The organism is Chondrinema litorale (assembly GCF_026250525.1).
GTDB classification, from domain to species: Bacteria; Bacteroidota; Bacteroidia; order Cytophagales; family Flammeovirgaceae; genus Chondrinema; species Chondrinema litorale.
This window is the reverse complement of record NZ_CP111057.1, coordinates 22,865-48,495: the sequence shown is the minus strand read 5'-3', so window position 1 is coordinate 48,495 and position 25,631 is coordinate 22,865. Positions and strand designations below refer to the sequence as shown.

General features: G+C 36.5%; 14 protein-coding genes. 6 read left to right on the top strand and 8 right to left on the bottom strand.

Features of this window, described 5'->3' with window-relative positions; genetic code table 11:
- The first annotated feature begins 361 nt into the window (after positions 1 to 361).
- Both OQ292_RS35380 and OQ292_RS35375 read left to right on the top strand, forming a co-directional pair.
- Positions 362 to 1,360, top strand: coding sequence for a c-type cytochrome (locus OQ292_RS35380; RefSeq protein ID WP_284688988.1), 999 nt, complete (start codon positions 362 to 364; stop codon positions 1,358 to 1,360).
- 122 nt (positions 1,361 to 1,482) lie between these two features.
- Positions 1,483 to 2,922 carry an arylsulfatase gene (locus OQ292_RS35375; RefSeq protein WP_284688987.1) on the top strand — a complete coding sequence of 480 codons (1,440 nt, stop codon included), beginning with the start codon at positions 1,483 to 1,485 and terminating at the stop codon, positions 2,920 to 2,922.
- Positions 2,923 to 2,942: 20 nt separating this feature from the next.
- Here OQ292_RS35375 and OQ292_RS35370 read toward each other — a convergent pair whose 3' ends face one another.
- Positions 2,943 to 3,269 carry a hypothetical protein gene (locus OQ292_RS35370; protein ID WP_284688986.1) on the bottom strand — a complete coding sequence of 109 codons (327 nt, stop codon included), beginning with the start codon at positions 3,267 to 3,269 and terminating at the stop codon, positions 2,943 to 2,945.
- Between the two features lie 263 nt (positions 3,270 to 3,532).
- Positions 3,533 to 5,707 (bottom strand): DUF5916 domain-containing protein, encoded by a 2,175-nt coding sequence (locus OQ292_RS35365; protein ID WP_284688985.1) that lies wholly within the window; start codon positions 5,705 to 5,707, stop codon positions 3,533 to 3,535.
- Between the two features lie 299 nt (positions 5,708 to 6,006).
- On the opposite strand from OQ292_RS35365, the gene OQ292_RS35360 reads away from it, so the two are divergent.
- The 3 genes from OQ292_RS35360 (at position 6,007) to OQ292_RS35350 (ending at position 17,593) form a co-directional block, all read left to right on the top strand.
- Positions 6,007 to 8,508 (top strand): family 20 glycosylhydrolase, encoded by a 2,502-nt coding sequence (locus tag OQ292_RS35360; RefSeq protein ID WP_284688984.1) that lies wholly within the window; start codon positions 6,007 to 6,009, stop codon positions 8,506 to 8,508.
- 672 nt (positions 8,509 to 9,180) lie between these two features.
- Entirely contained in the window at positions 9,181 to 15,093 is a 5,913-nt protein-coding gene (locus OQ292_RS35355) for a choice-of-anchor L domain-containing protein (protein ID WP_284688983.1), read from the top strand.
- Between the two features lie 226 nt (positions 15,094 to 15,319).
- Complete coding sequence (locus OQ292_RS35350) at positions 15,320 to 17,593, top strand: transglycosylase domain-containing protein (protein ID WP_284688982.1); 2,274 nt, start codon at positions 15,320 to 15,322, stop codon at positions 17,591 to 17,593.
- Between the two features lie 15 nt (positions 17,594 to 17,608).
- Here the strand turns inward: OQ292_RS35350 and OQ292_RS35345 are convergent, their stop codons facing one another.
- The 3 genes from OQ292_RS35345 to pbfA form a co-directional block, all read right to left on the bottom strand.
- Entirely contained in the window at positions 17,609 to 18,073 is a 465-nt protein-coding gene (locus tag OQ292_RS35345) for a hypothetical protein (protein ID WP_284688981.1), read from the bottom strand.
- Between the two features lie 90 nt (positions 18,074 to 18,163).
- Positions 18,164 to 19,564 (bottom strand): alpha-L-fucosidase, encoded by a 1,401-nt coding sequence (locus OQ292_RS35340; protein WP_284688980.1) that lies wholly within the window; start codon positions 19,562 to 19,564, stop codon positions 18,164 to 18,166.
- Positions 19,565 to 19,717: 153 nt separating this feature from the next.
- Positions 19,718 to 21,079, bottom strand: coding sequence for a (R)-1-hydroxy-2-aminoethylphosphonate ammonia-lyase (pbfA, locus tag OQ292_RS35335; protein WP_284688979.1), 1,362 nt, complete (start codon positions 21,077 to 21,079; stop codon positions 19,718 to 19,720).
- 366 nt (positions 21,080 to 21,445) lie between these two features.
- On the opposite strand from pbfA, the gene OQ292_RS35330 reads away from it, so the two are divergent.
- Positions 21,446 to 22,135, top strand: coding sequence for a phosphatase PAP2 family protein (locus OQ292_RS35330; protein ID WP_284688978.1), 690 nt, complete (start codon positions 21,446 to 21,448; stop codon positions 22,133 to 22,135).
- Positions 22,136 to 22,233: 98 nt separating this feature from the next.
- Here the strand turns inward: OQ292_RS35330 and OQ292_RS35325 are convergent, their stop codons facing one another.
- From OQ292_RS35325 to OQ292_RS35315, 3 genes are all read right to left on the bottom strand, one after another.
- Positions 22,234 to 22,674, bottom strand: coding sequence for a hypothetical protein (locus tag OQ292_RS35325; RefSeq protein ID WP_284688977.1), 441 nt, complete (start codon positions 22,672 to 22,674; stop codon positions 22,234 to 22,236).
- A gap of 121 nt (positions 22,675 to 22,795) precedes the next feature.
- Positions 22,796 to 24,385 (bottom strand): ArnT family glycosyltransferase, encoded by a 1,590-nt coding sequence (locus OQ292_RS35320; protein ID WP_284688976.1) that lies wholly within the window; start codon positions 24,383 to 24,385, stop codon positions 22,796 to 22,798.
- A gap of 36 nt (positions 24,386 to 24,421) precedes the next feature.
- A complete protein-coding gene (locus tag OQ292_RS35315) occupies positions 24,422 to 25,396 on the bottom strand; it encodes a glycosyltransferase family 2 protein (RefSeq protein ID WP_284688975.1) in 975 nt (324 codons plus the stop codon).
- Positions 25,397 to 25,631: the final 235 nt, after the last annotated feature.

Here is a 25,631-nt window from a genome sequence, read left to right as displayed (position 1 = left end):
ATAAACTTAAAAAGATTATTATTCAATAAAGAAAAAATCTGGATTAAATATTTAAAATCACCTTGTATGGGTGGGAGATAATTAGATGGTTGAACTTACACCTCTAACACAAGAGACTTTTATTTGAGTTTCATGTTGTCTAAAAAAAAATTAAACTAATTCTAAATTAGCTTACAAGCTGCTACAATCTCCCAAATAACCGCTTCAGAAGGTTACATTTTTTATATATTCACAATACATACCTAACAAAGAATTAGTGTCATTCTTAATTGCAATATCCAATCTTCCCAAACAAACCATTCTTTCAACTTGCAATCATAGACTAACCTGTTAGACGAATTCTTATTCAATTTAATTAAAAATGAAAAACATAATAAAGATTGCTGCGCTGTTTTTTACAGTTCTATTGCTAATTGTGGTTTGTGCCATCACCTATATAAAAACGGATTTACCAGACATTGAAGCTCCTGAATTAACTATTGAAACCACTCCTGAGAGATTAGCACGAGGAGAATATCTTGCTAACAATGTAATGGGTTGTTTAGACTGCCATGCTGAAAGAGATTGGACAAAATACACCGGACCAACTTTTGAGCATAGCAAAGGCAGTGGCGGAGAAAAATGGAGCCCAGAATTAAACTTCCCCGGCCACCTTATAGCCCCTAACATCACACAACATACACTTAAAGACTGGACAGATGGAGAACTTTACAGAGCAATAACTGCTGGTGTAAGTAAAGATGGCAGTCCATTATTCCCGATTATGCCTTACACAAGTTATGGTCAACTCGAAAAAGAAGATATTTACTCTATCATTGCCTATATCAAAACTTTAGACCCTATTGCCAAAGAAACTCCTGCAAGAGAATTAGATTTTCCAGTAGATATTATTGTACACACGATGCCTCAACAAGGTACACACTCACTTAAATACGAAGGGCAAGATGCAATAAGTAGAGGAAAGTATTTGATTACCGCTGCTGCATGTTTCGATTGCCACACCATGCAAGAGCAGGGTCAGTATTTAGAAGACATGGCTTATGCTGGCGGTTTTGAATTCCCAGTACCTACTGGTGGAGTTGTTCGCTCTGCAAACATTACTCCTGATCAAGAAACAGGTATAGGCAAATGGTCAGAAGCCCAGTTTGTTGATAGGTTTAAACAATTTCAAGATTCTAGCTTTGTCGCTTATGAAGTTCAACAAGGAGAGTTTAACAGCTTTATGCCATGGACTTACTATGCAGGACTTTCAGAACGAGACCTTACAGATATGTATGCTTATTTAATGAGTCTTGATCCGATTAAGCATCAGGTTGACAAGTTTACTTCTCCTAATACAGTAGCTAGTAACGAGCCTTAAAATTACTTACATAAAAGATTATTCCTTTTGGTCTGTGTTTTTTCTGGCATCAGCCCAGAGCAGGATAGAATCAGGTATGCAATTTTGTAAATTTCTCAGATTATTATTTTAAAATATGATAGATGAAAAATTTAGCATACCTGATATTTCTATTTATACTGGCCGCTTGCCAGAATGAAAATACAACTGTAAAGGAAGTAAAAAGCACCAAGCCGAATATTATCTACATTATGGCAGACGACATGGGCTATGCCGATGTTGGTTGCTATGGTCAACAACTCATCAAAACACCAGACATAGATAAGTTGGCAAGCCAAGGAATGCGATTTACAGATCATTATGCAGGCACTTCTGTTTGTGCGCCTTCGCGCTGTGTATTGATGACAGGTATGCATATGGGCCATGCGGCTGTGCGTGGCAATAAACAATGGCAACCTTCTGGTCAAATGCCTTTGCCTTCTCAAATGGTTACTGTTGCAGAGTTAATGAAACAAGGTGGATATACAACTGGAATGATAGGTAAATGGGGATTGGGTAATGTGGAAACAGAAGGCAGCCCAAACAAACAAGGTTGGGATTATTTTTATGGCTACACCGATCAGGTTTTAGCACATAATTACTATCCTGAATACTTGATAAAAAATGAAGAAAAAGTCTATCTCGACAATGAAGTAAAATATTTAGATAGTACAGATTGGCACAGCGGATTAGGCAGTTATTCCACTGTAAAGAAAGAGTATTCTAATGATCTTTTTACTAATGAAGCACTTTCATTTATTGATGCTAACCACGACTCGCCATTTTTTCTATATCTACCTTATACTGTTCCTCATAACAATGGCGAAGCTCCTGAAGGACAAAAACAAGAGGTGCCAGATTATGGAAGTTACAAAAATGAAGACTGGGCATCAGACAGTTTAGGTTATGCTGCCATGATAGAAAGACTCGATAACTATGTGGGAAAAATTACTGCGAAAATTGACTCATTAGGTTTAGGAGAAAACACCCTAATTATTTTCACTAGCGATAATGGCCCAATGCAAGAAACAGTTGGTTTTACTCGCTTTTTTGATAGCAATGGCATTTACCGTGGTGGTAAAAGAGATTTGTATGAGGGCGGTATCAGAATTCCATTTATTGCTCGCTGGCCAGAAACTATAAAAGCCGGCAGTACTTCTTCTCATGCTTCTAGTTTTGTAGATTTTCTACCTACAGCTTGCGAGATTGGTGGCGTACCTGTTCCAGAAAGTACTGACGGCACTTCTTATTTAACTACGTTAAAAGGTGGGCAACAAAAAGCAAATGAGTTTCTCTATTTCGAATTTTATGAAGGAGGAAAAAGCCAAGCTATAAGAAAAGATAATTGGAAGGCTGTAAGAACGAATGTGTACAAAAACCCGAATGGTGACTGGGAACTTTACAATCTCGATACTGACCCATCAGAAGAAACTAACTTGGCAAGCCAAGAACCTGAAGTACTTAAAACTTTGGTAGATATTGCAAACTCGGCTCATGTTCACGACCCCAACTGGCCTCTTTTTAATACGGAGGAAAGCCAATAGCAAAAAAATACCTGCCATATTTATTGGCAGGTATATCTTCTAATTTGCAAGAAAGGAATAATTACATCTTTCAATTCTAGAAAGCCCGGTTGGCCATCTGCCTTATTTGACTTTATAATTTTATCTACATAATTCTGAATTTCTGTATCGGAAAATTCGAGTACTTTCTTCTTAAACTTGTTATAAACTATGCTGCTTGAAAAAGAAAATCGGTAAACTGGCTCATCAAATGGAATAGCAATAAATCCTCTAATCATTCCATCATCGTAACAGCCGAAACTGATTTTACATGTAACACCGTAGTAAGGAAACAGCCTGCTTACTACAGGATAATCTAATTGTTTCATTGGTTGTTCTGACACTTGTATTGGTTTATGTATTAATAGACTTTATCGATGAGTTATTACTGCTTACTAGCAGATTTCACCTAAAGTTCATATTTATGTGTTTATTGTTATGTCTTTAATACCAAAAAGTAATTACATAATTTTTTCTCATTGCTCGGAAATACTTTTTAGTACCGCATGAGAAACGCAAACGGCAAAATTAAGTTTATTTTTTGTGAAAAATTCTTGTTTTTGGGCTGTATTGTTGAGAATTGTTAACCAAGTTAAATGTTCCACCAATAGGTGAATTTTAATACCAAGGCTCTATTTTTAGATGTAAAATCTTCTGGAAAATAATTATCTGTATAAACTATATATAAATCTGAGGCCGGCTGATACCTCCACTGGAAGCGCACATTTACATTCGTATTCTCTGCTTGGCTGTTATACTGAACAAAGGTGGTTAAAAACATTTTATTTGTAAAAGTGATATCTAACCTCGGGCTAACCAACCAAAAGTCAGCACTGTTTAAAGGAGCTGGCAAAGAGATTTTGTTATAGGTAACCTGTGTTGCCAAACTAGCATAAGGCTGTATCCGATACCCAAAAGTTAGATCGAGGTTGTATCGATCCCCTTCAAAATAGCCCCCATATTGAGTGGCCACTTTGTAAGTAAACAAACTATATGGTTTAGATACATATTGAATACCTGCACTTCTCCAAGAGTAATCTGTACCTGCTAGCAATACTTCTCCATTAGAGTTTGTTGGGTCAAAATCTTGCCTCAACTGCACATAGTTATGTTGCCCCCAAGCCAAAAGCTGACTCCTATTCAAAAAATTGATACCATAACCCGCATATGTTTCAGATTCTGTAAAGTCTCTTTGTGGAGTAAAATATAATGCAGAATTGATAACTGGTCCGTGACTTACTACACCTTTCCAGTTTTTAGGGAAAAATCTATATTGAAATTCAGGCTTACCTCTTATATAATCTTTACGCGGAATATAACCAGTTTCTGGATTGTAATTCTCTCCTACATATTCATGCTGCCACGTGAGCGATAGATTTTTAGAATCGTAGTTCAATTCAGTAGCGTGCATAAAAGTGGCTGTATCTACATCTGGCCTAAAGTTTTTGTGTAAGACCATTTTACCCGTCCAGAAGTTATTGGCAGACGCCAGATTATATTCCACACCCAAGTTTCTATTGTATTTAGAAAATTGATTTTCGTCTGTTGCAGCAGGTGTATAATTTATTGCTGCTTTATCTATATAGATTAAAGAAATATTAGAGCGTGCAAAAACTTGTCTTTGAATAGCAGCTACTGCATAATTGAAAGCGGGCATTCCAAGGCTATCCACTTTTTCAGTTTGGATATTCATTGCACCAATACGCCAGTTTTTATTGAGCTTGCCACTTAATCTGGCACCAAATCTAATCGGGCTATTTAATCCTATTCTTCGCGAGAAAAATGGACGAAGGTTATCTGTTCCAAAGTTGGCAAACAAATCACTGTTTTCTAGAAAGAACTGCCTGCGTTCCGGAAAGAATAACTCGAAACGGCTCAGGTTAGTTACTTGCCGATCAACTTCTACCTGCGAAAAATCTGGATTTACAGTTAAATCTAAATTGAGTGAAGAAGTGATCGAAATTTTTGCATCCCCTCCTACTTCTACACCTGTATTAGTAGATTCACCTGTTTCGTAATTTTTTTGAACATCGGTAAGCACATAAGGAATCACCGAAACATTCATCCCTGCTTCTGGTGGTGGCGCATCCCACTGCAAAATACCTGTATATGCCAGAGACGCACTCGGGAACTGCCTTGGTACTGGCGCCCAAGAAGATTTTTCGTTTCGCTTTAAATCTAATCGGCTAAAATTGATTCCCCACTGGGTAATTCCTTTTTTATACCTAATGGTTTTAAAAGGAATTGCTGCCTCAAACACCCATTTATCTGGATATTGTTTTACACTAGAATACCATTTATTATCCCAACTGAGCTCTACAGAACCTCCATTTGCCATAAGACCATCCCATTGTGCACCAGCAGCATTGGCACCAAAAGAGAAACCATTGGTTTGATCGTCGAAAGGATCTATAAAAACTAGAAAATTATCATTGCTACCAAAACTAAAGTCTCTTCTCAAAGACTCTACAGTGTTATTTCCCGGTAAATCTTCGAAGAGTTCAGCAGCAATATATAAGAATTGATCATTGTAACTCATTCTCACCGTGGTTTTGGACTCAGCTAAACTGGTATCCATCGGGAGGATCATGTAAAAATCTTCTGCAACTTCAGCTTGTTCCCAAGCGTTTTCATCCAGAATTCCATCAACAACAATCCGATCAGATGTTTTCTGAATGAGTAGTTGATAGTTTTCATTCTTTTTTTGCGCCTCAGCCAAGCCGTAAAGTAATATTAGTAAATTAGCGATCAGTAGAATTTTTTTCACTCCATATTTTTTTAGTAATTCTCCAAAAATAGAATTTTTTTCCGAAGTAATTTAAAATATTACATTTCCCCTTCCAGCGCTCTAATAAGGGGTGTGAGGGCACACACTAGTTTGATCATAGTTAATTTTTTACTATCATTGGTTGGTATTAACTAAAGATTCAAATGTACAACAACGCCACACAAACATTCCGGGCTATAAACTCTATAGTCAGCAACATTTGCAAAATTATATTATCACTATCTGTAGTAGCATCACTTTCTACTTGTCAAGACAGTTCAAATACAAAAAGTTTTTCAGTGGATGATCTAAAAATTAGCTGGGAGCTTCAAGAAAACAATGTAGGAGGAAAAAACATTTACAAAGCAGCTTTTACTTTTGTGAATGAAAGCGGAGCAGATTTTCCAGCTAAAGACTGGGCATTGTATTTTAACATGTTACCGCTAGACATTCATGTAGATGCGAACTCACCACTTCAAATCGAAAGAATTAATGGAGATTTTTACAGAGTTGTTCCCACAAGCAATTTTACAGGAGTTGCTGCTGGTGATAGTGCCCAACTAATATATGAAGCAGAAGCATGGATTATAAAAGAATCTGATGCACCATGCGGCTTATATTTCACATTAGATAATGAAGCAACTATTAAAGTAGTAAACAACTATCAAGTTTTACCTTACGAAAGAACCGAACAGCTTACCAAAGGCGAAGCTGGTACTCTACCAGTGCCTACTGCACAAACTATTTATGAGGAAAATGAGAAATATAAAGGTATAGATGAGAAAGATATTCCTCCTTTTATTCCAACACCAGTAAGCTATACTTACAAAAACGATATACTAAGTTTTGATGCAGGCATTACTATTTTCTATGCTTCTGAAGACTTAAAAAGAGAAGCAGATTTTCTTGCAGAAGGTCTTGCTAAAGTTTTGGGTAGTAAACCAAAAACAAGTGCTGATGCTCCTTCTGGTGATAAAAATATTACACTCGCTGTTAAATCTCAAAATGTAAATGGCAAAACCGAAGATGCTTATCAGCTTGAAGTTTCAGCAACAAAGGGTGTAAGTATCGAAGCAACAAATCCTGCTGGTGTATTTTATGGTATTCAGTCTCTAATTGGAATGATCCCTCCAACTGAGCTAAAGGATAAACCATCAGCAATAAAGCTAAAAGAAATTACAGTAAAAGATGCACCAGCTTTCGATTACAGAGGTTTACACCTTGATGTTTCAAGAAATTTCCATACGAAAGAAGCAGTGTTACAGCTTTTAGACCTAATGGCATTTTACAAGCTTAATAAGTTTCACTTTCACCTAACTGATGACGAAGGTTGGAGACTTGAAATTAAATCTCTTCCTGAGCTAACTGCTTATGGTAGCAAAAGAGGTCACACATTAGACGAAGCTGAACATTTATACCCCTCTTACGGTTCTGGCCCTTACGAAGAATTACCAGGTAGTGGTTTCTATACCCAAGAAGAATTTATTGAAATTCTTAAATATGCAACGGAAAGACATATCGAAGTAATTCCTGAACTCGATTTACCTGGACACGCTCGTGCTGCTATTAAAGCAATGGAGTACAGATACAGAAAGCACATGTCTAAAGGTGATGAAAAAGGAGCTTTTGCTTACCTGCTTAACGACGAAGACGACACCTCTACTTATAGCTCTGCTCAGGGTTATGGCGATAATGTAGTTTGTGTTTGTAGAGAATCTTCTTTCGATTTTCTTGAAGTGGTAATATCTGAAGTAGTAGATATGTATACAGCTGCAGATCTAAAACTAAATATTTTACACACTGGTGGCGACGAAGTACCTGCCGGAGCTTGGGCAAATTCTCCATTATGCCAAGAGTTTTTAAAAAACTCAGAGGAATATAATGACCCTAAAGAATTATCTGGTTACTTCTTTAATCGTTTCAGTGAGATTCTTAAAAAATACGATGTAACACCAGCCGGTTGGGAAGAGATTGCTTTAAAAATGAGAAATCATGGAGAAAAGCATCAGATTAACGAAGCGGTTGATAAGGATGGAATTCAAGTTTATGTGTGGAATGCGATTTATGGTGGTGGTGTAGAAGATTTACCTTATTTGTTGGCAAATGCAGGTATTAAAACTGTAATGAGTAATGCACCTAACCTTTATTTTGATTTTGCCTATAGCAGAGACCCTAGAGACAGAGGTTATTATTGGGGTGGTTTAGTAAGTGCTCGCGATTCTTATAAAATGGTTCCTTACAATCATTTTCTTACTGCTGAAAGAAGTGTAATAGGTAAAGAGTTTGATAAAGCAGAGCTTACAGATGGCAAAATCAAACTGAATAATAACAGTCAGAAAAACATAATCGGTATTCAAGGACAATTATGGACAGAAACAGTAAAGTCTACTGATATGATGCAGTATTACTATTTCCCTAAAATGCTTGGATTAGTTGAAAGAGCTTGGGTAGGTACTCCTGACTGGGCAAACGAAAACAACCCAGATCAGCAATGGAAAGACTTTAACAAAGCCTTTGGAAAATTTACTGCTTACGTAGGTACGCACTCTATGCCACAGCTAGATTATTACTGGGGTGGAATTAATTATAGAATTCCAGCACCGGGTGCAATCATAAAAGATGGGAAACTGTATGCTAACAACCTGTATACGGGGCTAGAAATCAGATTTACAACTGATGGAACAGAACCAAACGAAAATTCTACTTTATATACAGAGCCAATTGCTGTAAATGGTACAGTTAAATTAAAAGCATTTAATAACCTTGGCAATTCAAGTTTCGTAACAACCTGTTCTAAGTAAATTAGATATAGTGATATGTTTATCTAAGAAAAATTCTATCCTTTTTTGGAAAACATGCACTTTTAAATAAAAATGAAACTCATGCCTTGTAAGCCATATGCTTGCAAGGCATTTGTTATTATGCTTGCATACAAAATATAATTTTGTATAAACCAACTAATTTATATTTTTCATTAAGTTCATTTGCACTAGCTAGTATTTTTAGCAAAATAAATTGAATATCTATTTAGTCTTGAACTTAGCGAACTATTGCAGATTATTACATCCTAGCAATTTTTTTATAAAATCTGTAAAGCCTCCCATAATGGGAAGGCCTTTTTAAAGAGACCTTTTCTATATGCCTTCCCTTTTTTTCAAATCAAAAAATATATTACATCAGTGATTTTTATTGATCGACTTACTAAAATCTCATCTTAAATTATTTCAACACTTTTCCTAAAATGTCGAATTAACAATAAATAGCCTACTTTAATTTATTAAAAACAGTTTATTAGACATCAGTTAAAAAACCTTTCATTCAAGTATTGAATCTTCTAAAAGTGCTATGTTTTTCTTAAAAAACTCCTAATGGCACATTTACCTAACAGCTCGCTTTCTACCCCTTCTTTTTACAGTACTAGATTTTGCAGTTATAAAAGCAACTATCTAATAAATAACTAAGAAGTCAAGAAAATGACTAAAAATAGACTAAACGCAAATTACAAACAGTATAGCCCAGCACTGTTTATACTATTACTAATCTCAACTGCATTCCAAGCTGTTGGTCAGACTACAATATGGAATGAAGACTTTTCTGGTTTGTCTAATGGAAGCAGAACAGACAATGGCACAACAGCCTGGTCTACTTCTGACCCATGGTGGGCAGATTATTGGGGAACCTATAATGGTGTTTTTAGAGGATCGGATGTAGATGATGAAGCAGTATGGACTTCTGAAACTATTGATATTTCTAATTATTCCAATGTAACTATTTCCATATTGTTAGGAGAGGAAGGAACTCAGGAAGGAAGTGATTATATAAGAGCATATTACAGATTAAATGGTGGAGCAGAACAAAGATTTGCCAATGAAACTAATGACTTTACTTCTACTACAGCAACTATTAATGGCTTAAGTGGTAATACATTACAAGTAATTATTAAAATAGATAATAATGATGACAATGAGCATCATTATTTTGATGACGTGTTGGTAGAAGGTACTTATAACCCATGTCCAACAGAGGTTTCTGCATTTCCTTACTCAGAGGGTTTCGAATCAGGCTTAGGCGACTGGTCACAAGAAACCTCAGACAATATCGATTGGGACAGAAATAACAATGGCACTCCTTCTGGTAATACTGGACCTAGCAATGCTAGTGAAGGATTTTATTACCTCTATACAGAAGCTACAAATAATAATAATCGTACTGCTATTCTCAAAAGCCCTTGTTTTAACTTATCTGGCTTATCTAGCCCTACATTCAGTTTCGATTACCACATGTATGGTGGTGATATGGGTACATTATACCTAGAAATTGAAACTACACCAGGTAGCAATAGCTGGACTACAATTCATACTATAAATGGCAACCAAGGTAATAACTGGCAAACTGCTAAACTAGATTTATCAGCCTACACAGGCAGCACAATTAAAATAAGATTTAGGGGAGTTACTGGTAATAACTACCAAAGTGATATAGCAATAGATAATATACTGCTCGAAAGCCGAGCTCCAATGATTTATGTATCTTCCACTACTACACAAAATACGGATAATGTTGAGCAAGGAAGCACAGATGCTCAGATTATTGGTATCGAAGTGGTTACAAGTGGTGTTGCTAACCCATTAGCAATTACTTCATTGGCATTCAATACTACAGGTTCTACAAATACCACTGATATTTCAAATGCTAAAATATATTATACAGGTACCAGTAACACTTTTGCAACCACAAGCCAACTAGGCGGAACTATTAATTCTCCAAATGGATCATTTACGATTAATGGTTCTCAACAACTAGAAGAAGGTACCAATTATTTTTGGCTGGTTTATGATGTAGATGCAAATGCTACAGCAAACAATGTTTTGGATGCTCAACTTAACTCAATTACAGTTGGTGGTAGCAACCAAACTCCAAGTATTACAAGTCCTGCTGGTAACCGCACAATTACCACAGCTCCTGTTACAATATGGTACGAAGATTTTGAAGACATCAACAACTGGGCAACTGTAGACAATGGAGCAACTGCATGGTCTGTTACTACACCAAATAATGCGGATTACTGGATAGTTTGGGACAACAGGTTTTTAGGTGGTGATTTAGATGGAGAAGCTGTTTGGCAATCAGAAGTAATTGATATCTCAAATTATTCAGATATTACTGCTTCAATAGATTTAATGGAAGATATTGGCGACTTAGACAACAGTGAGTATATAAGAGTTTATTACAAACTCGATGGCGGTGCCGAAGTTTTATTTGGTGATTACACCAACGATTTTGGTTCTGCATCTCCTTCTGTTACTAATCTAAATGGTAGTACATTACAAATAATCGTTAGAGCTTATAACAACACTGGTGATAATCAATATTACTATTTCGACAATGTATTCTTAGCTGGCATACAGTCGGATATGACTTACATTTCAAGTACCGTAACTCAAAATACAAATAGCGTAGGAGCGGGTGATTCAGATCAACAAGTAATCGGAATAGAAATAGTTACTGAAAATAGTGGCTCTCCTTTAGACCTTACTTCACTAGTATTAAATACCAATGGTACTACAGATGCTGCAAATGACATTAGCAATGCAAAAATCTATTATACTGGAACAAGCTCAACATACTCTCTAAATTCTCAATTTGGTACTGTTGTAGCTGCTCCGAATGGTACCTTCACATTCAATGGAACACAAACTTTACAAAAAGGCACCAATTATTTCTGGTTAGTTTACGACGTTGATGATAATGCACCAAAAAATAATGTAATAGATGCAGAAGCTACTTCTTTAACAATTAGCGGATCAGATTATACTCCTTCTGTTACTGCTCCTGTTGGCAATCGTATTATTACTAGAATGGATTATGTTTCTAGTACTGTTACACAAAACACCAATGATGTTGCTGTAGGACTTAGCAATACATACGTTGTCGGTTTTGAAGTAGTAACTGCTAACAGTGGAGCTGCTTTAACTCTATCATCTGTAAACTTAAATACAAATGGTTCTTCTAACCCTACTGCCGATTTTGAAAATGCAGAAATCTATTATACAGCGGGCAGCAATACTTTTGCTACTACAACTAAATTTGGTAGCACTGTAGCATCACCAGATGGTAGCTTTAGCATCAACGGCACTCAAGTATTAACAGCAGGCACCAATTATTTTTGGGTAGTGGTAGATATTAAACTTGATGCAACAGAAGATAACCTTGTCGATTTCGAAGTTACTGGGCTCACTTTAGATGGAATTACTTATACACCAAGTATTACTGCACCAGTAGGTAGCAGAAGAATTAATGGGATTAATTGTGGCGATAGTGATATGATTAGCTCATTCCCTTACATAGAAAGTTTTGAAACTGATTTGGGTGGTTGGACACAAGGAGATAGTGATGATTTCGATTGGACAAGAAATACTGGTGGAACCATGACTAACTATACTGGTCCAGATAGAGCAAGCAATAGTGACTACTATCTGTATACAGAGTCAACTAGTAACACTCTTCGCGAAGCTATATTAATTAGCCCATGTTTAGATATGTCATCACTTTCAAATCCTTATTTCTACTTCGACTATTCAATGAAAGGCTTGCTAATGGGTAAAATGGCTTTAGAAGTACAAGCTGTTCCGGGTGTAAGCAATTGGGTAGAAGTTTGGTCTCGCACAGGTCATCAAGATGACAACTGGCAATTAGCAAAAGTTGATTTAAGCAGTTATGCAGGTACAACCATTAAACTAAGATTTAGAGGTACAATGGGAACAGGTAGTACTAGTGACATGGCAATCGACTTTGTTTCTTTGGCTGATAAAATTATAGCTGTAGACCCAGATGCAAGCTTAACTGACTTCCAAGAAAAAATTACTGGAACAGGTGTTACAATTGAAAACTTGGCAATCACATCTTGTGCAGCTTCAGCATTTGGTACTTATTCAGCAAGCTCTGGTTCGCAAATCAGAAAAGGAGAAGGAATTATCATGTCTACAGGTTATGCTGCAGATATCGAACAAATGAACAGAAATGATTCTTGGAGTGCAGAGCTTGGAACAGATGGAAACGCGACACTTAACAATTATACCACTGGTAGCACATTTGATGTGTGTTACATAGAGTTCGATGTAACACCAGCTGGTGATACTTTGAGCTTCAACTACACATTCGCTTCTGAAGAATACATAGACTATGTAGGTAGTGAATTTAATGATGTTTTTGCTTTCCTTGTAAGTGGTCCGGGTATCACTGGTGAGCAAAACATAGCCATTATTCCAAACACTACTACACCAGTAGCTATTAACAATGTAAACCAAAATACAAATAGTGAGTACTTTGTAAATAATGCTTACTATGGCAATCCTACAGATGGTGGTGGTGTAATCGAAGATAATACTGCTTTTGGTTCAATCGAATACGATGGTTTCACAATCAATTTGGTTGCTAAAATTGCAGTACAAAGCTGCGAGACATATCACATCAAATGGATGATTGGTGATGTAGGCGACAGACTTTGGGATTCAGGTGTGTTAATCGAAGGATTGAATAGTAACGAAATTGATAACAGTGTATCGACTAACGAAGTTTACAACTCTTGTACAACCGATCCTGTATTAGTTACTTTCAACAGAGATGGAGATATTTCTAAAGAACTTACTTTAACGCCAAGTTATGGTGGTTCAATGGATTTAAACACAGACTACGAAATAAGTGGGCTAGATAACGGACTTGTGAAATTTAGTGCTGGTGAATCAACAGCTCAAGTAGTAATTACCGCAACAGATAGCTACTCTATCAGTACTTTAGATAGTGTAACTATTAGCTTAACTGGTTGCTCTGGTGGTGCGTTAACTACTGGTAAAGTATATTACAAACCTACTCCAGATTTTAGTGGAAGAAGTGAAGTACTTTGCTTTGGAGAAGAAACTAGCATCGATCCGGGAGAGTATGAATCTTACGAGTGGAAAAACGGAGCAAATCAAATTGTGTCTACAGATAGAGTTTTGCAAACTGGTGTAGCAGGAAATTACACACTGACTATTAGAAACTCTTATGGTTGTGAAGCTACTACAGACCCAATCAACATTAGAACATTAAGTGACTTAACCTTAAGGGCTTCTGCACAATGTCAGCCAGTTGGCATTAACAAAACGCAAGTATTTGTTTCAGCTACTGGTGCTGGTGGAGGTTACCAATATAAACTAAGCACAGAGCCAGCAACAGCTTATACTCCAGATTCTATCTTTATGATTGACAATAATACGACTGTACAAATTGATGTAAAATCGATGTATGGCTGTACAAAAACAATCTCTGTAACAACTCCAACATTTACTCCGGGTGAGTTAGCAGATGCAGGAAAACAAGGACAATGTATACTTAGAGGCTTAAATGCTTTCTATCACATACTAGACGAAGATGGCAACCTAATCGCAAGTATCAATGACTTGGGTAACAATTTAGGATTAATCACTGCAGAAGTGAGAATAGACGAAGAGGTAAATAGCCACAATGGTGAGCCTTATATGCAGCGTAACTATAAAATTACACCTCAATTTAATGGACAGGCAGCGAAAATAAGATTGTACTTTACTCAAACCGAAATGCTTGCTTTAAGAGAGAAGAAAAATGTTATCCCAGCATTATTAGACCAATTGGCTATAAATGGAAAAGTGTCTGATTTATTCCATATTGCAAAATACGATGGTGATACTCCGGGTACAGCAAATGAGACTTTCTTATCGGCAGATGCTGCCCCTGGTGGTTTTAAAGCAAACCGTCACTATGTAGAATTTGTAGTGCCAAGTTTCTCATCTATGTACATTGAAGGCGAAAGTACTTTACTACCAGTTAAACTGGTTTCTTTCACTGCTTCGGTTAAAAATACAACAGATGCATATTTACAATGGGAAACTGCCAATGAGACAAATAACCTTGGTTTCGAAGTACAAAGAAGTACTGACGGATACAATTTTGAAACCATCGGTTTTGTAAAAGGAAACGAAACAACAGAGACTAGTAGCAAATACAATTATATTGATAAGGATCTATCTGGCATATACTACTACAGATTAAAACAGCTTGATAAAGATAGCTCTGCTACCATCACTAAAGTAGTAAGTGTACAAATTAAATCAAATAAGAAAATGGCTGTTACTCCTTACCCGAATGTATTTAGCGAAACACTAAATCTAATGGTAACAAATGCAACAGAAAACAATCTTGATATTACAATCTTTGATACTGCAGGAAAGCAAATATTAAGTCAGAGCTACGAGGGAGAAAACAGTACAAGAGAGTTTAATTTCGACTTAAAACACCTCCAAACAGGTATTTATATAGTGAAAGTAAAATCACTTACGGAATCAGTACAGGTAAAAGTAGTAAAGGAATAAGTGATTTAAATAATAGACGTTTAGTTTTAACTGCCCTGATATATTATCGGGGTAGTTTTTGTTTTTTAGACCTTCCTATAAAACCTTTCGGGTATAATTTTTTCTCTCCTCATAATAGTACTTCAAACATTTTCATACCGAAAATAATTTATACTAATGTTATTGAAGTATCTTAATTAAATGCTTTAATATCGAATAGAAAAAAACTGGGACTAAATCATATATTTTGAAAAACATTAAACTGAAAACTTGGCATAAGAGACTCATATTTATCGCAGCAGGTGCTATTGTTCTTTTTATAGTGGCTATTGTTGGCTTTATTACGTCAGTAAACATGGGCGCTTTTGGCAAAATGTACAGCAAAAAAGAACTCCAAAATTTTCAGAATGAAATTGCCTCACAAGTGTATTCAGAAGATAGTGTGCTCATTGGAAAATACTTCGATCAAAACCGTACCCATGTAAAATACGAGCAGCTTCCTGAACATGTAGTAAATGCATTGATTGCCACAGAAGATGCTCGATTTTTTGAACACGGTGGTGTAGATACAAAGAGTATTTTAAGGGTGGCTATTAAATCTATTCTCTTCTCTGATAAAAGCTCTGGTGGTGGTAGCACCATTACCCAACAGTTGGCTAAAAATATGTTTGGCAGAGAAAACCACGGAATACTGAGCTTGCCTGTAAACAAGGTAAAAGAAATGCTCCTCGCTTCTAAAATTGAAGAGATGTATAGCAAAGAGGAGATTATTACCATGTATTTAAACACTATCCCCTTTGGTGAAAATGTATATGGTATTGGTAGTGCTGCCAAAAGGTTTTTTAATAAAACTGTATCAGAACTAAAGCCTGAAGAAGGCGCAATACTTGTCGGAATGTTAAAGGCAAACACCTATTACAATCCTCGTCTTCATCCAGAAAATGCTGTTAAAAGAAGAAATGTGGTGTTAAGCCAAATGGAAAAGTATGGTTACCTTGATCAAGAAGCGGCTGATACTTTAACAAAGCTCCCCCTTGTAATGGATTACGCAAACCTAGAAGCCGAAGGGCCTGCCAATTACTTTATGGTTTGGGTAAAAAAAGAAGCTAATAAAATACTAAAAGAGCTCAACGAGGAAACAGACACTACTTGGGATATTGAGAAAAGTGGATTAATTGTGCATACTACCCTCAATTATCAATTGCAACTAGATGCTTTAGAAGCTTTTAAAGAGCATTTGGGTGAAATGCAAAAGAGATTGGATGCACAATACAAATCAGCCAGATTTAAGAGTCAATTGGATAATATCGCCGAGAGAGAATTAAAAAGGCTAGGATTAACAGATAGAAAAGATGAATTGCAAAAACAAGAGCTTTTTAGTTGGGATGGATTTCATTCAGACTCTATCTCTAAGCTAGATAGCATCAAACAAGCACTCACCTTATTGCATGCAGGTTTGTTGGGAGTCGACCCGCAAACCGGTGCAGTAAAAACATGGGTGGGTGGTATCGATTTTAGAACACACCCATACGATCAGGTTTTAGTACATCGCCAATTGGCATCGACATTTAAACCTTTATTGTATGCGGCTTCTCTGGAAGATGGCAAAATGCCTTGCGATTATCTGGATAATGATGCGGTTACTTTAAAAGATTTTGAAGGCTGGAACCCTGAAAACTACGACGAAACCTCTGGTGGAAAATATTCATTAGCAGCATCACTTGCCAACTCTATGAACATCCCAACAGTTCGTTTGCTCTTCGAGTTGGGCTACGAAAAAGTGAATAACCTCTGGCAAAAAATGGGTTTTACCGAAGACTTAGAAAATGAACCTGCACTGGCTTTAGGTATTGCAGAGGCAAGTGTTTTTGAACTCGCTTCGGCATATGCTGCTTTTGCTAATGGTGGCCATCCAGTTCAGCCTTTTTACATCACTTCTATTACTACACAAGATGGAGAGGTGCTTTATGAACATAAGTCCGAGAAAAGTGAAGATCAGGTACTGAGTGATAAAACAACTTCATTAATGAATGCCATTTTACAGAAAGCAATTAATGAAGGTACAGGTACTTCTATGAGAACTGTTTATAGTGTACAGTTTCCATTAGCTGGTAAAACGGGAACATCGCAAGACTATTCCGATGCTTGGTTTGTGGGTTACAACCCTTCTCTGCTAATGGTGAGTCGTGTGGGTGCTAGCTTGCCTGTAATTCGATTTAACTCAGGAGCAAATGGTTCTGGTAGTACATTGGCTTTGCCATTGGTAGCTAGAACTTTACAAAAAGCCCAACAAAACGATACGCTAAGAACCGAGTTTTCTACTGCATTTGCTGCCTTGCCAGAAGAATATGCAGGGGCACTAGATTGCAGTGATTTTGTAGAAGATGGTGCTGTTGAGAAGTTTTTTGATCTCTTTAAGAAAAAAGAAACTACGCTTGAAAAAGAACAAAAACGAGCACAACGAAAAAAGAATAACCCGATAAAGAAAATCTTTGGTAAAAAAGACAAGAATAGCCAATAAGCTATAAACTTGCTCCTAAAAACTTCTGAAACTTGGGCGACTTGTTAAAGGTGAAAATTCCCAAGGAATAGAAGTGAGAATGAGAAATAAACCTATTGAAAACCAGATGGCCATTGTTTTATATTTAGCAATGTCGTCTGGTTTTCTTTTAGCTTTTGCCGAACCAATGGTTATCACCACAATGGCAACCAGCATAACTGTAATATGCTCCATTCCAAAAAACCTCATTTCTCTTTGATGCACCGCAGAGCTAAAATTGGAATAAAAATAAGAGATTACCGGACTGATGAAATACAACCATAATCCCAACATCAATTGAATATGTGCAATGGTTGCTGTGATATGCCTTACGCTATTATCAAATTTTGAAAACACCAGTTTATTAAACCAACCTCTGTAAGCTCGAAACAAAGCAAATAGCAAACTGATTAAAACTAACCACCGAACAAGAGAGTGCGAAGCCAACAAAAACTGATACATAAAGCTTTTTTTGGCAAATGTATTTGTACTGGACAAATAAAAAAACTGCAATAAAATTATTGCAGTTTCTTAATGGGTTTAATAGCTAAATTACTCTTCTTTCAATTCCAGTTTAATCACAGTATCATTTTCGTCTGGCAGTGGAAAAGTAAGGTAAGTGGGTGCTTTTACATTGATAAAGTAGTTGCCCTGATCAGAATTTCCCCACCAGTTTTCAGAGACTGCAGCAGGCTCGCCAGTGGTTAAAACTGTTACTTTCTCAACTTCCTTTTTAAAGTTTTTGATATTGATGTGCCCGATCATAGAGTTTGTCCAGTGAGCATAAAGGTTTTTACCATTTTTAGTAAAATAGCCCCATTCTGGTTTTGGTAAATCTGCAGGACCACAGTTGTAAATACTTTCACTGTTTTTATCCATCCATTTGCCCACTTCTGTCAAAATCTCAACAGATTGTTGTGGAATGGTTCCTTCGGATTCTGGGCCAACATTGAGTAATAAATTACCATTTTTGCTCACACAATTTACCAAAGCATTAATAATTGCCTCAGGAGATTTCCATACATTATCAGTGGCATTATACCCCCAAGTATTGTTTAAGGTTAAGCAAGTTTCCCAAGGAATAGAATTTCCATAGGCATCCACCAAATCACTTTCTGGCAAAGCTTGTTCAGGTGTTTCATAGTCACCATAACCTGTAAATTCTCTTTTTATACTACTTGCACCGTGATTAAAAACCAACCTGTTATTAAGAATAATATCTGGCTGATACTCACGAATCATTTTAACCAATTCTGCGGCTTTCCACTTTTCATTTTCGTAATCATCAAAAGAATAGTCTAACCAAAGAATATCAATCTTGCCATACTGCGTCATTAACTCTTTAATTTGAGCATGCATGTATTCGAGGTATTTATCCCAGTTATACTTTTTCTTATCCCATTCTTTGTTGTCTCTCATTGGGTGATTCCCCACATTCGGATAGTCTTTGTGATGCCAGTCTATCAGAGAGTAATACAAACCCACTTTTAAGCCTTCTGCTCTAAAAGCTTCGAGGTATTCTTTAACAAAGTCTCTACCGGGCATATTTGTGGTAATTTTGTAGTCAGTTAACTTTGTATCGAAAAGGCAAAATCCATCGTGGTGCTTCGCTGTCATTACAGCGTATTTCATCCCAGCTTTTTTTGCCAATTTTGCCCATTCTTCTGGTTTGTAGCTTCCCGGTTTAAAAGCATCAACATAAGGTTTGTAATCTTCTACACTTATTTTTTCATTAGACTGCACCCATTCCCCTCTTGCCGGAATTGCATAAGCTCCATAATGGATAAACATACCAAATCGAGCATCGCGAAACCACTCAGTTCTTTTAGTTAGTTCGTCAAATTTCTTTTTGTAGTTTTCGTCTTGGGCAAACAGACTTGAAGCGAAGCAAACAAACAGTAAGCAAATTTGCACAACAGCAAGCTGTCTAACATTAGTTTTAATTCTAGTCATCTTTTGTTATTTAGTCATATGTGATGTAATTCTTAGCTCTATATTAAGAAATTTAAATAAGCCCGCACGGTGTTATTAAAAAAATGTAGTTGAGCCGGGATTTGCCCTGTTTAAAATCACACGTCATATTTTGCTGTTTGCTAAAAGATAAGCCTAGTTTTTTAACTCTTTCAAAATGGCAGTTTTAATTGTTTGAATGATGAAATCACAATCGTCTTTACTTAATACCAAAGATGGCCTAAGGGTGATGATGTTGCCTTCAATAATCTTAAAAGCCAAGCCCATTTCCATACATCTGTACATTACTTTTTCTGCCAGTTCAAATGCGCGTTTTTTGGTTTCTCTATCAGTAACCAACTCTACTCCAATATGAAATCCTCTACCAGCAATGTTTCCGATTACAGGTAACTCTTCTTTTAATTCATGGAATTGCTCCATTAAATACTCGCCCAGCGTTGCTGCATTTTCTACTAGTTTATGTTGATCAATATATTCGATTGTTGCCTTACCAATGGCGGCAGCAAGCGGGTTTTTCTCATGCGTAAAATGCCCAATCGATCTGTCTTGTAAGATATTATATTCCGATTTGGTGAGTATTCCGGCAAAAGGCACCAAACCTCCACCTAGCGATTTACCCAAAACCAATACATCTGGCGTAACATAATGCTCAGTGGCAAAGAGTTTTCCTGTTCTGCCCAAGCCTTCTATAATCTCATCGAATATCAAAAAGATACCTTCCTTATCGCAAATGTTTCTTACTTCTTGCCAGTAATTTTCTGAAGGAACCACTGGTGTTGCCGAAATAGGTTCTGCAATAATGGCCGCAATATCTGGCTCATTTTTAATCAAGATTTTTAACTGTCTTAGGTATTCTTCGTCAATACGATCTCTGTCTGTCCAACCCCAAGGATTTCGGTAATAATTCGGAAACTCTATGCGCAAAGCTCCCGGTACCATCGGGCCATTGCCTTTCATAAAATGAGCTTGCCCGCCAATACTCGAAGCCTGAAAACCTGTTCCGTGATAAGCATCCCAATAAGAAATGGTTTTCCATTTTCCTGTAATCTGTTTTGCGAGCATTACAGCCATTTCAATTGCTTCTGAACCTCCCGGACAAAACAATACTCTATCCAAACCTTCTGGACTCACTTCGGTGAGCTTTTTCGCAAACTCAATAGCGGGAATATTGGTGTATCTGCGAGGAGTGAAAGCCAAAGATTCTTGCATTTGTTTCATCGCTGCTGCAATTACATCTTGGTTACTAAAACCTGCATTATGCACTCCATTTCCGTGCATATCCAGATACTTCTTGCCATTAAGATCGTAGATGTATGCTCCTTCGGTTTTGGAGAGCACATTCATCACTGGGGTAGACAGTGCCTGATGTAAAAAATATTTTTCGTCTTGTTCTAGCCAATACTTTGTTTGCTCGTCCAGTTGTTCGTGATATTTCCTTCTTTGCTCACTTGAGTTAATATCGCCCTGATCTTCTGAGATTGTGTTTTTATGTTCCATGAAATATAGATTAGGATATATGTTCAATTTCATGAAATATGGCTTGGGAAGCAAGAAATCAGTTTTACAATTAGGTGAAAAATAACCTGAGCACTGCAATTCCTTTACTGAATGCACAAAATGAATAATTTGTGAATTGGCTTTTCAGAATGATTATGATTGAAAATATGCGAATACAGTATATTTTCTACCTAAAATGAATCTTTAAACGAATAATTTTTCATGGCTTTTAAGCTTGCTTATTGAGCTTTAATTTCTGTTAAAACAACCTTAAAAAACGCCTTCCATCATTTACCGAAACTTGTAATAACCTTAATATTTCAACAATCTTAGCAGTGTAACTTGGTGCAACTATAACTGATCATCATGTTACTAAAGACCACGTTTTTTAACTTTCTCTCAAAGCTATACATCGTTTTTTTTCTTGTGGGTTTTGCCTTGTTGCCTTTTATCAACAAAGGAGATATTGTACTTCTGGCAAATTCTAATTTCAACTCTGTGCAAGATGTATTCTTTAAGTTATTCACCAATCTTGGAGATGGGCTTTTCTTAATACCTGTATTGATAATTGCATTAAGTATTAGACAATACTATGCTTTTATCTTAGTGATCTCTGCGCTGTTGCATGGTATTGCTGTATTTGTATTTAAGAAGATATTATTTGCAGATGCACCCAGACCCATTGCCTACTTTAGTGATAACATCATACTGCATTTTACCCAAGGAGTAGATGTGCATTCATCTAGAAGCTTTCCTTCTGGCCACACTGCAACCGCTTTTGTGATAGCCGTTTTTCTATCTTTAATTTTTCAAAAGAAGCGCTTATCTGTTGTTTTCTTAATAGGAGCTGCTTTGGTGGCTTATTCGAGAATGTATCTCTTACAACATTTTTACATTGATGTAATGGTAGGCGCCCTTATCGGGACACTTTCTGTACATATTCCTTGGCTAATACTTGTAAATTACTATCCTGATACAGAAATTGCATTTAAAGCTTCTTTACTTAAAGTGAGAAAGCTATTCTTGGGCAGCAAGCTGTTCAAACAAAACGCATAATACTTACCAAGTATCCTTTTTTATATATAGTCACTTATAGGGTTTATCTCAATAGGTGGCTTTTTTTATGGCTTTATATCTATAATTAGAGTAGTTATTTACCTAAACCTTAAAAAGTTTTTAAAGTAATCGACATAAACAAACTTCCAAGGTATAATCAAAAGGTTCAGAACAATACCAGTTACGCAAACCCAGAAAAAGGAGTTGAGGTTTTCATCTAATAAACCAGAATTTTTAGCGGGGAGATATGTGCCAATAATCCAAGCAGATTTGTACAGCAACTGAAGTAGTAGAATAGGTATAAATTTCAGTGGAAATCGGATTCCAAGTAAATTAAGTAGTGAAAAAGCAGCCCAAAAACTAATTGTTACACCTGTAAGGGTATCCATTTGTTCTTCAGGGAAGAAAATTATTGACCAATTATCAAATGCTAAGCTGATAAAGTTCAGAAAAAATAGACCTCTCATTATATGAAGTCTCCAATTTGGCACTCTAACAGAATAATGAGATGTAGTAGCAGTTGTGAGGTAATCATTCATAAGTCAGAAATAATTTGAGCAAACTTTTTGAATGTAGATGCCAAGAATACTCAACAGGTTGCCTCTGATATATAAACGCCTCTAACTGCTAACAAAACTTTTAAATTAGCACTCAAATACGCTACCTCCCTGCTTCTACATGCAACTGATTGAACTCATACAAAGTAGCTTCTGGCCTTTCGAAAAGTTCGTGCTGACTTACCACCAATTTTAAACCGGAAACAGCTTCAAGCTCATCAAAATACTTTTTCCTCGAAATCAGATAAAACCTCTTTTCATCTTTCATAAAGGTTTTTAACTCCGATATATGTTCAAACTGATTAACAGGAGCTCCAACAGGAATGACAAAAGCGGGATTCATTTGCTTGTAAGCTACTACTGGCACTTGCTTATCGATATGTGGGAAACAAACTGCCACTGGGTTTATCTTGTCGATTTTTGGATAAGCGACAAAGTGTATTACCGCAGTACCTATAAAGAATGTGATTGCCAATGCTATTAAACTTTGCTGAATTTTGCTTTTGTAAAAGAGAAATAACACAGCAATAGCTCCTATTGGAAATACAATTAAGTAAGTGCCTACATAAGCAGTTTCTGCTAAATAACTCTCCGCTTTTAATCCGAAATAAGCTGCGATTGGTAATGCCAATGCGATGAGGAAGATCATCCAGTAACTAATCTGTATATCTAGCCTTTTTATTTGGAAGGCTTCTTTTTTTTGTTGAATAAAATAGCCAATTAAAGCAGCGGCAAAAGGCAAACACGGAGCGGGATAACTCGGCAAAATTGTTCCTGAAAAAGCAAAGAAACCCACAAACACTGTTACTGTAACCAAACAGAGTTGTACAAAACTGTTCTGCTTTCTTTCTTTAAATGCAAAGATTAAACTCTGTGGCAATAACACACTCAGCGGTAGCAAACCTGTAATTACATAAACCAATGACATAAAGAAAGGAGCTCCATGCCCTTCCATCGGATCGGAATAACGTTGCAGGTTATGTTTAATAAAAAAACCGATTGTCCATTCACCATCAGTTACGAAATGCACTGCTAAAAACCAAGGAGCCGCAATTAGCAAAATGAGACCTATTGCCAGCACTGGTTTTAAAGAAAGTATATTCTTTACATTGAGCTCACCTTCTAAAAACAAAAACAGCAGTACGATAATGCCAGGTAGCAACAAAGCAACTGGTCCTTTCGCCAATGTGGCAAAAGCCAGTAATACATAAGCTCCCAGATACCATTTAAATTTCTTCTCCTCATAACCCCGATAGTAACTAAACAAGGCCAAACTCACCAGCGTAATGAGATAAGGGTCTGGTGTAGCCATATGAAACTGCGTAGCTACTTGAATTGAGCATACCAAAGCAACTCCTGCAAATAAGGCAGCCGTTTCACCCAGATATTTTTTAGAGAAGAAGTAAGTCCCGAGTACTGTACAAACCCCAAACAAAGCTGAAAAAATTCTGGCTCCAAAAGCACCAAACCCGAAGATTTGATATGCCAGTATCATAAAAAAATAATGTAATGGGGGTTTATCTACGCGCAGTTCACCATTAAAATATGGCACCAGATAATTGCCAGAATGATACATTTCTCGGGCACATTGTGCATTCTTCACTTCATCGTACATGTAAATGTCTGTACCCCAAATGTTAGCCGAAAAGGCTACTAGTGCCAATATTGCAAGATAAACTGCTGTTTTTTTCATTAATAGATCGTCGGAACTTTATCTTCTTTTACAATGCTAGAATAAGACTTTAGAAGGCTTTATACTTTTTGCATCATCTGAACCTCCTTGAAATACCTCTCTGACTCTGTAAGGCTTTTTATCTTGAGATTCGTAGTAAGTACGCATATTCACTTCCATAATTAAACCGAAAGTAAGAAACTGAATACCTCCTAAAACCAGCATAATACCTAATAAAAGCAGAGGTCTACCCCATATATCATTACCCATTATTTTCTCTGCAAATAAATAAATATTAATTAACATACCAATAGCCAAGCTTCCCAAACCTATAGGCCCGAAAAAGTGAATGGGTTTCTGCATGTATTTTTTAAGGAAAACCATGAGGAATAAATCACTCATTACCTTAAAGGTTCTGCCCAAACCATATTTAGAAGTGCCATGTACTCTCGCATGGTGCTTTACATTCATCTCAGTAATGCGGGCACCTTGTAGGTGTGCTAATACTGGAATAAAGCGGTGCAGCTCTCCATAAAGGCCAAGGTCTTTGGCTATGTCTTTGGTGAAAATTTTAAGGGTACAACCGTAATCGTGAATTTTGATTCCAGTTAATCTCTGAATGAGTTTATTAGCAATTTTACTTGGTACTTTTCTCAAAAGCATACCATCTTGCCTTTTTAATCTTCTACCTGCTACTACATCCCAACCTTCAGACATTAACTTTTCCAGCATTACTGGAATATCTGTTGGGTCGTTTTGCAGGTCACCGTCCATGGTTATAATATAATCGCCACTTGCGGCTTCAATACCTGCCGACATGGCGGTTGTTTGCCCGTAGTTTTTATAAAAAACCAATAATTTAACATTAGGATCAGCTTGCGCTTTAATTCTAGACACTGTTTGGTCAGATGAGCCATCATCCACCAAGATTAATTCATAATCAAATCCTTTTAGTGCCTTTCTTACATTAGTTATAAGCGGGTAAATATTGTCCTCTTCGTTCATTAGAGGAATCACAATAGATAGCTTCATGCGCTGTAAGTTTTGTCGTTTGTGCAAAGGAAAAGATTCACCTTAACTTGTACCCAAATGCTGTTTTAAGTATTCTTTGCCATAGTATGAATAATTAAAGCCTATTATGACTTAACTTTTAAATAATGCATAATTTGGTTTGGCTAGGGTTTTATCTTGTTCATTGCTGGTTAATAAAAAATATCACTAAAAGGGTAACAAAAGCACATATTCATAAATTCGACTTTACTATTAA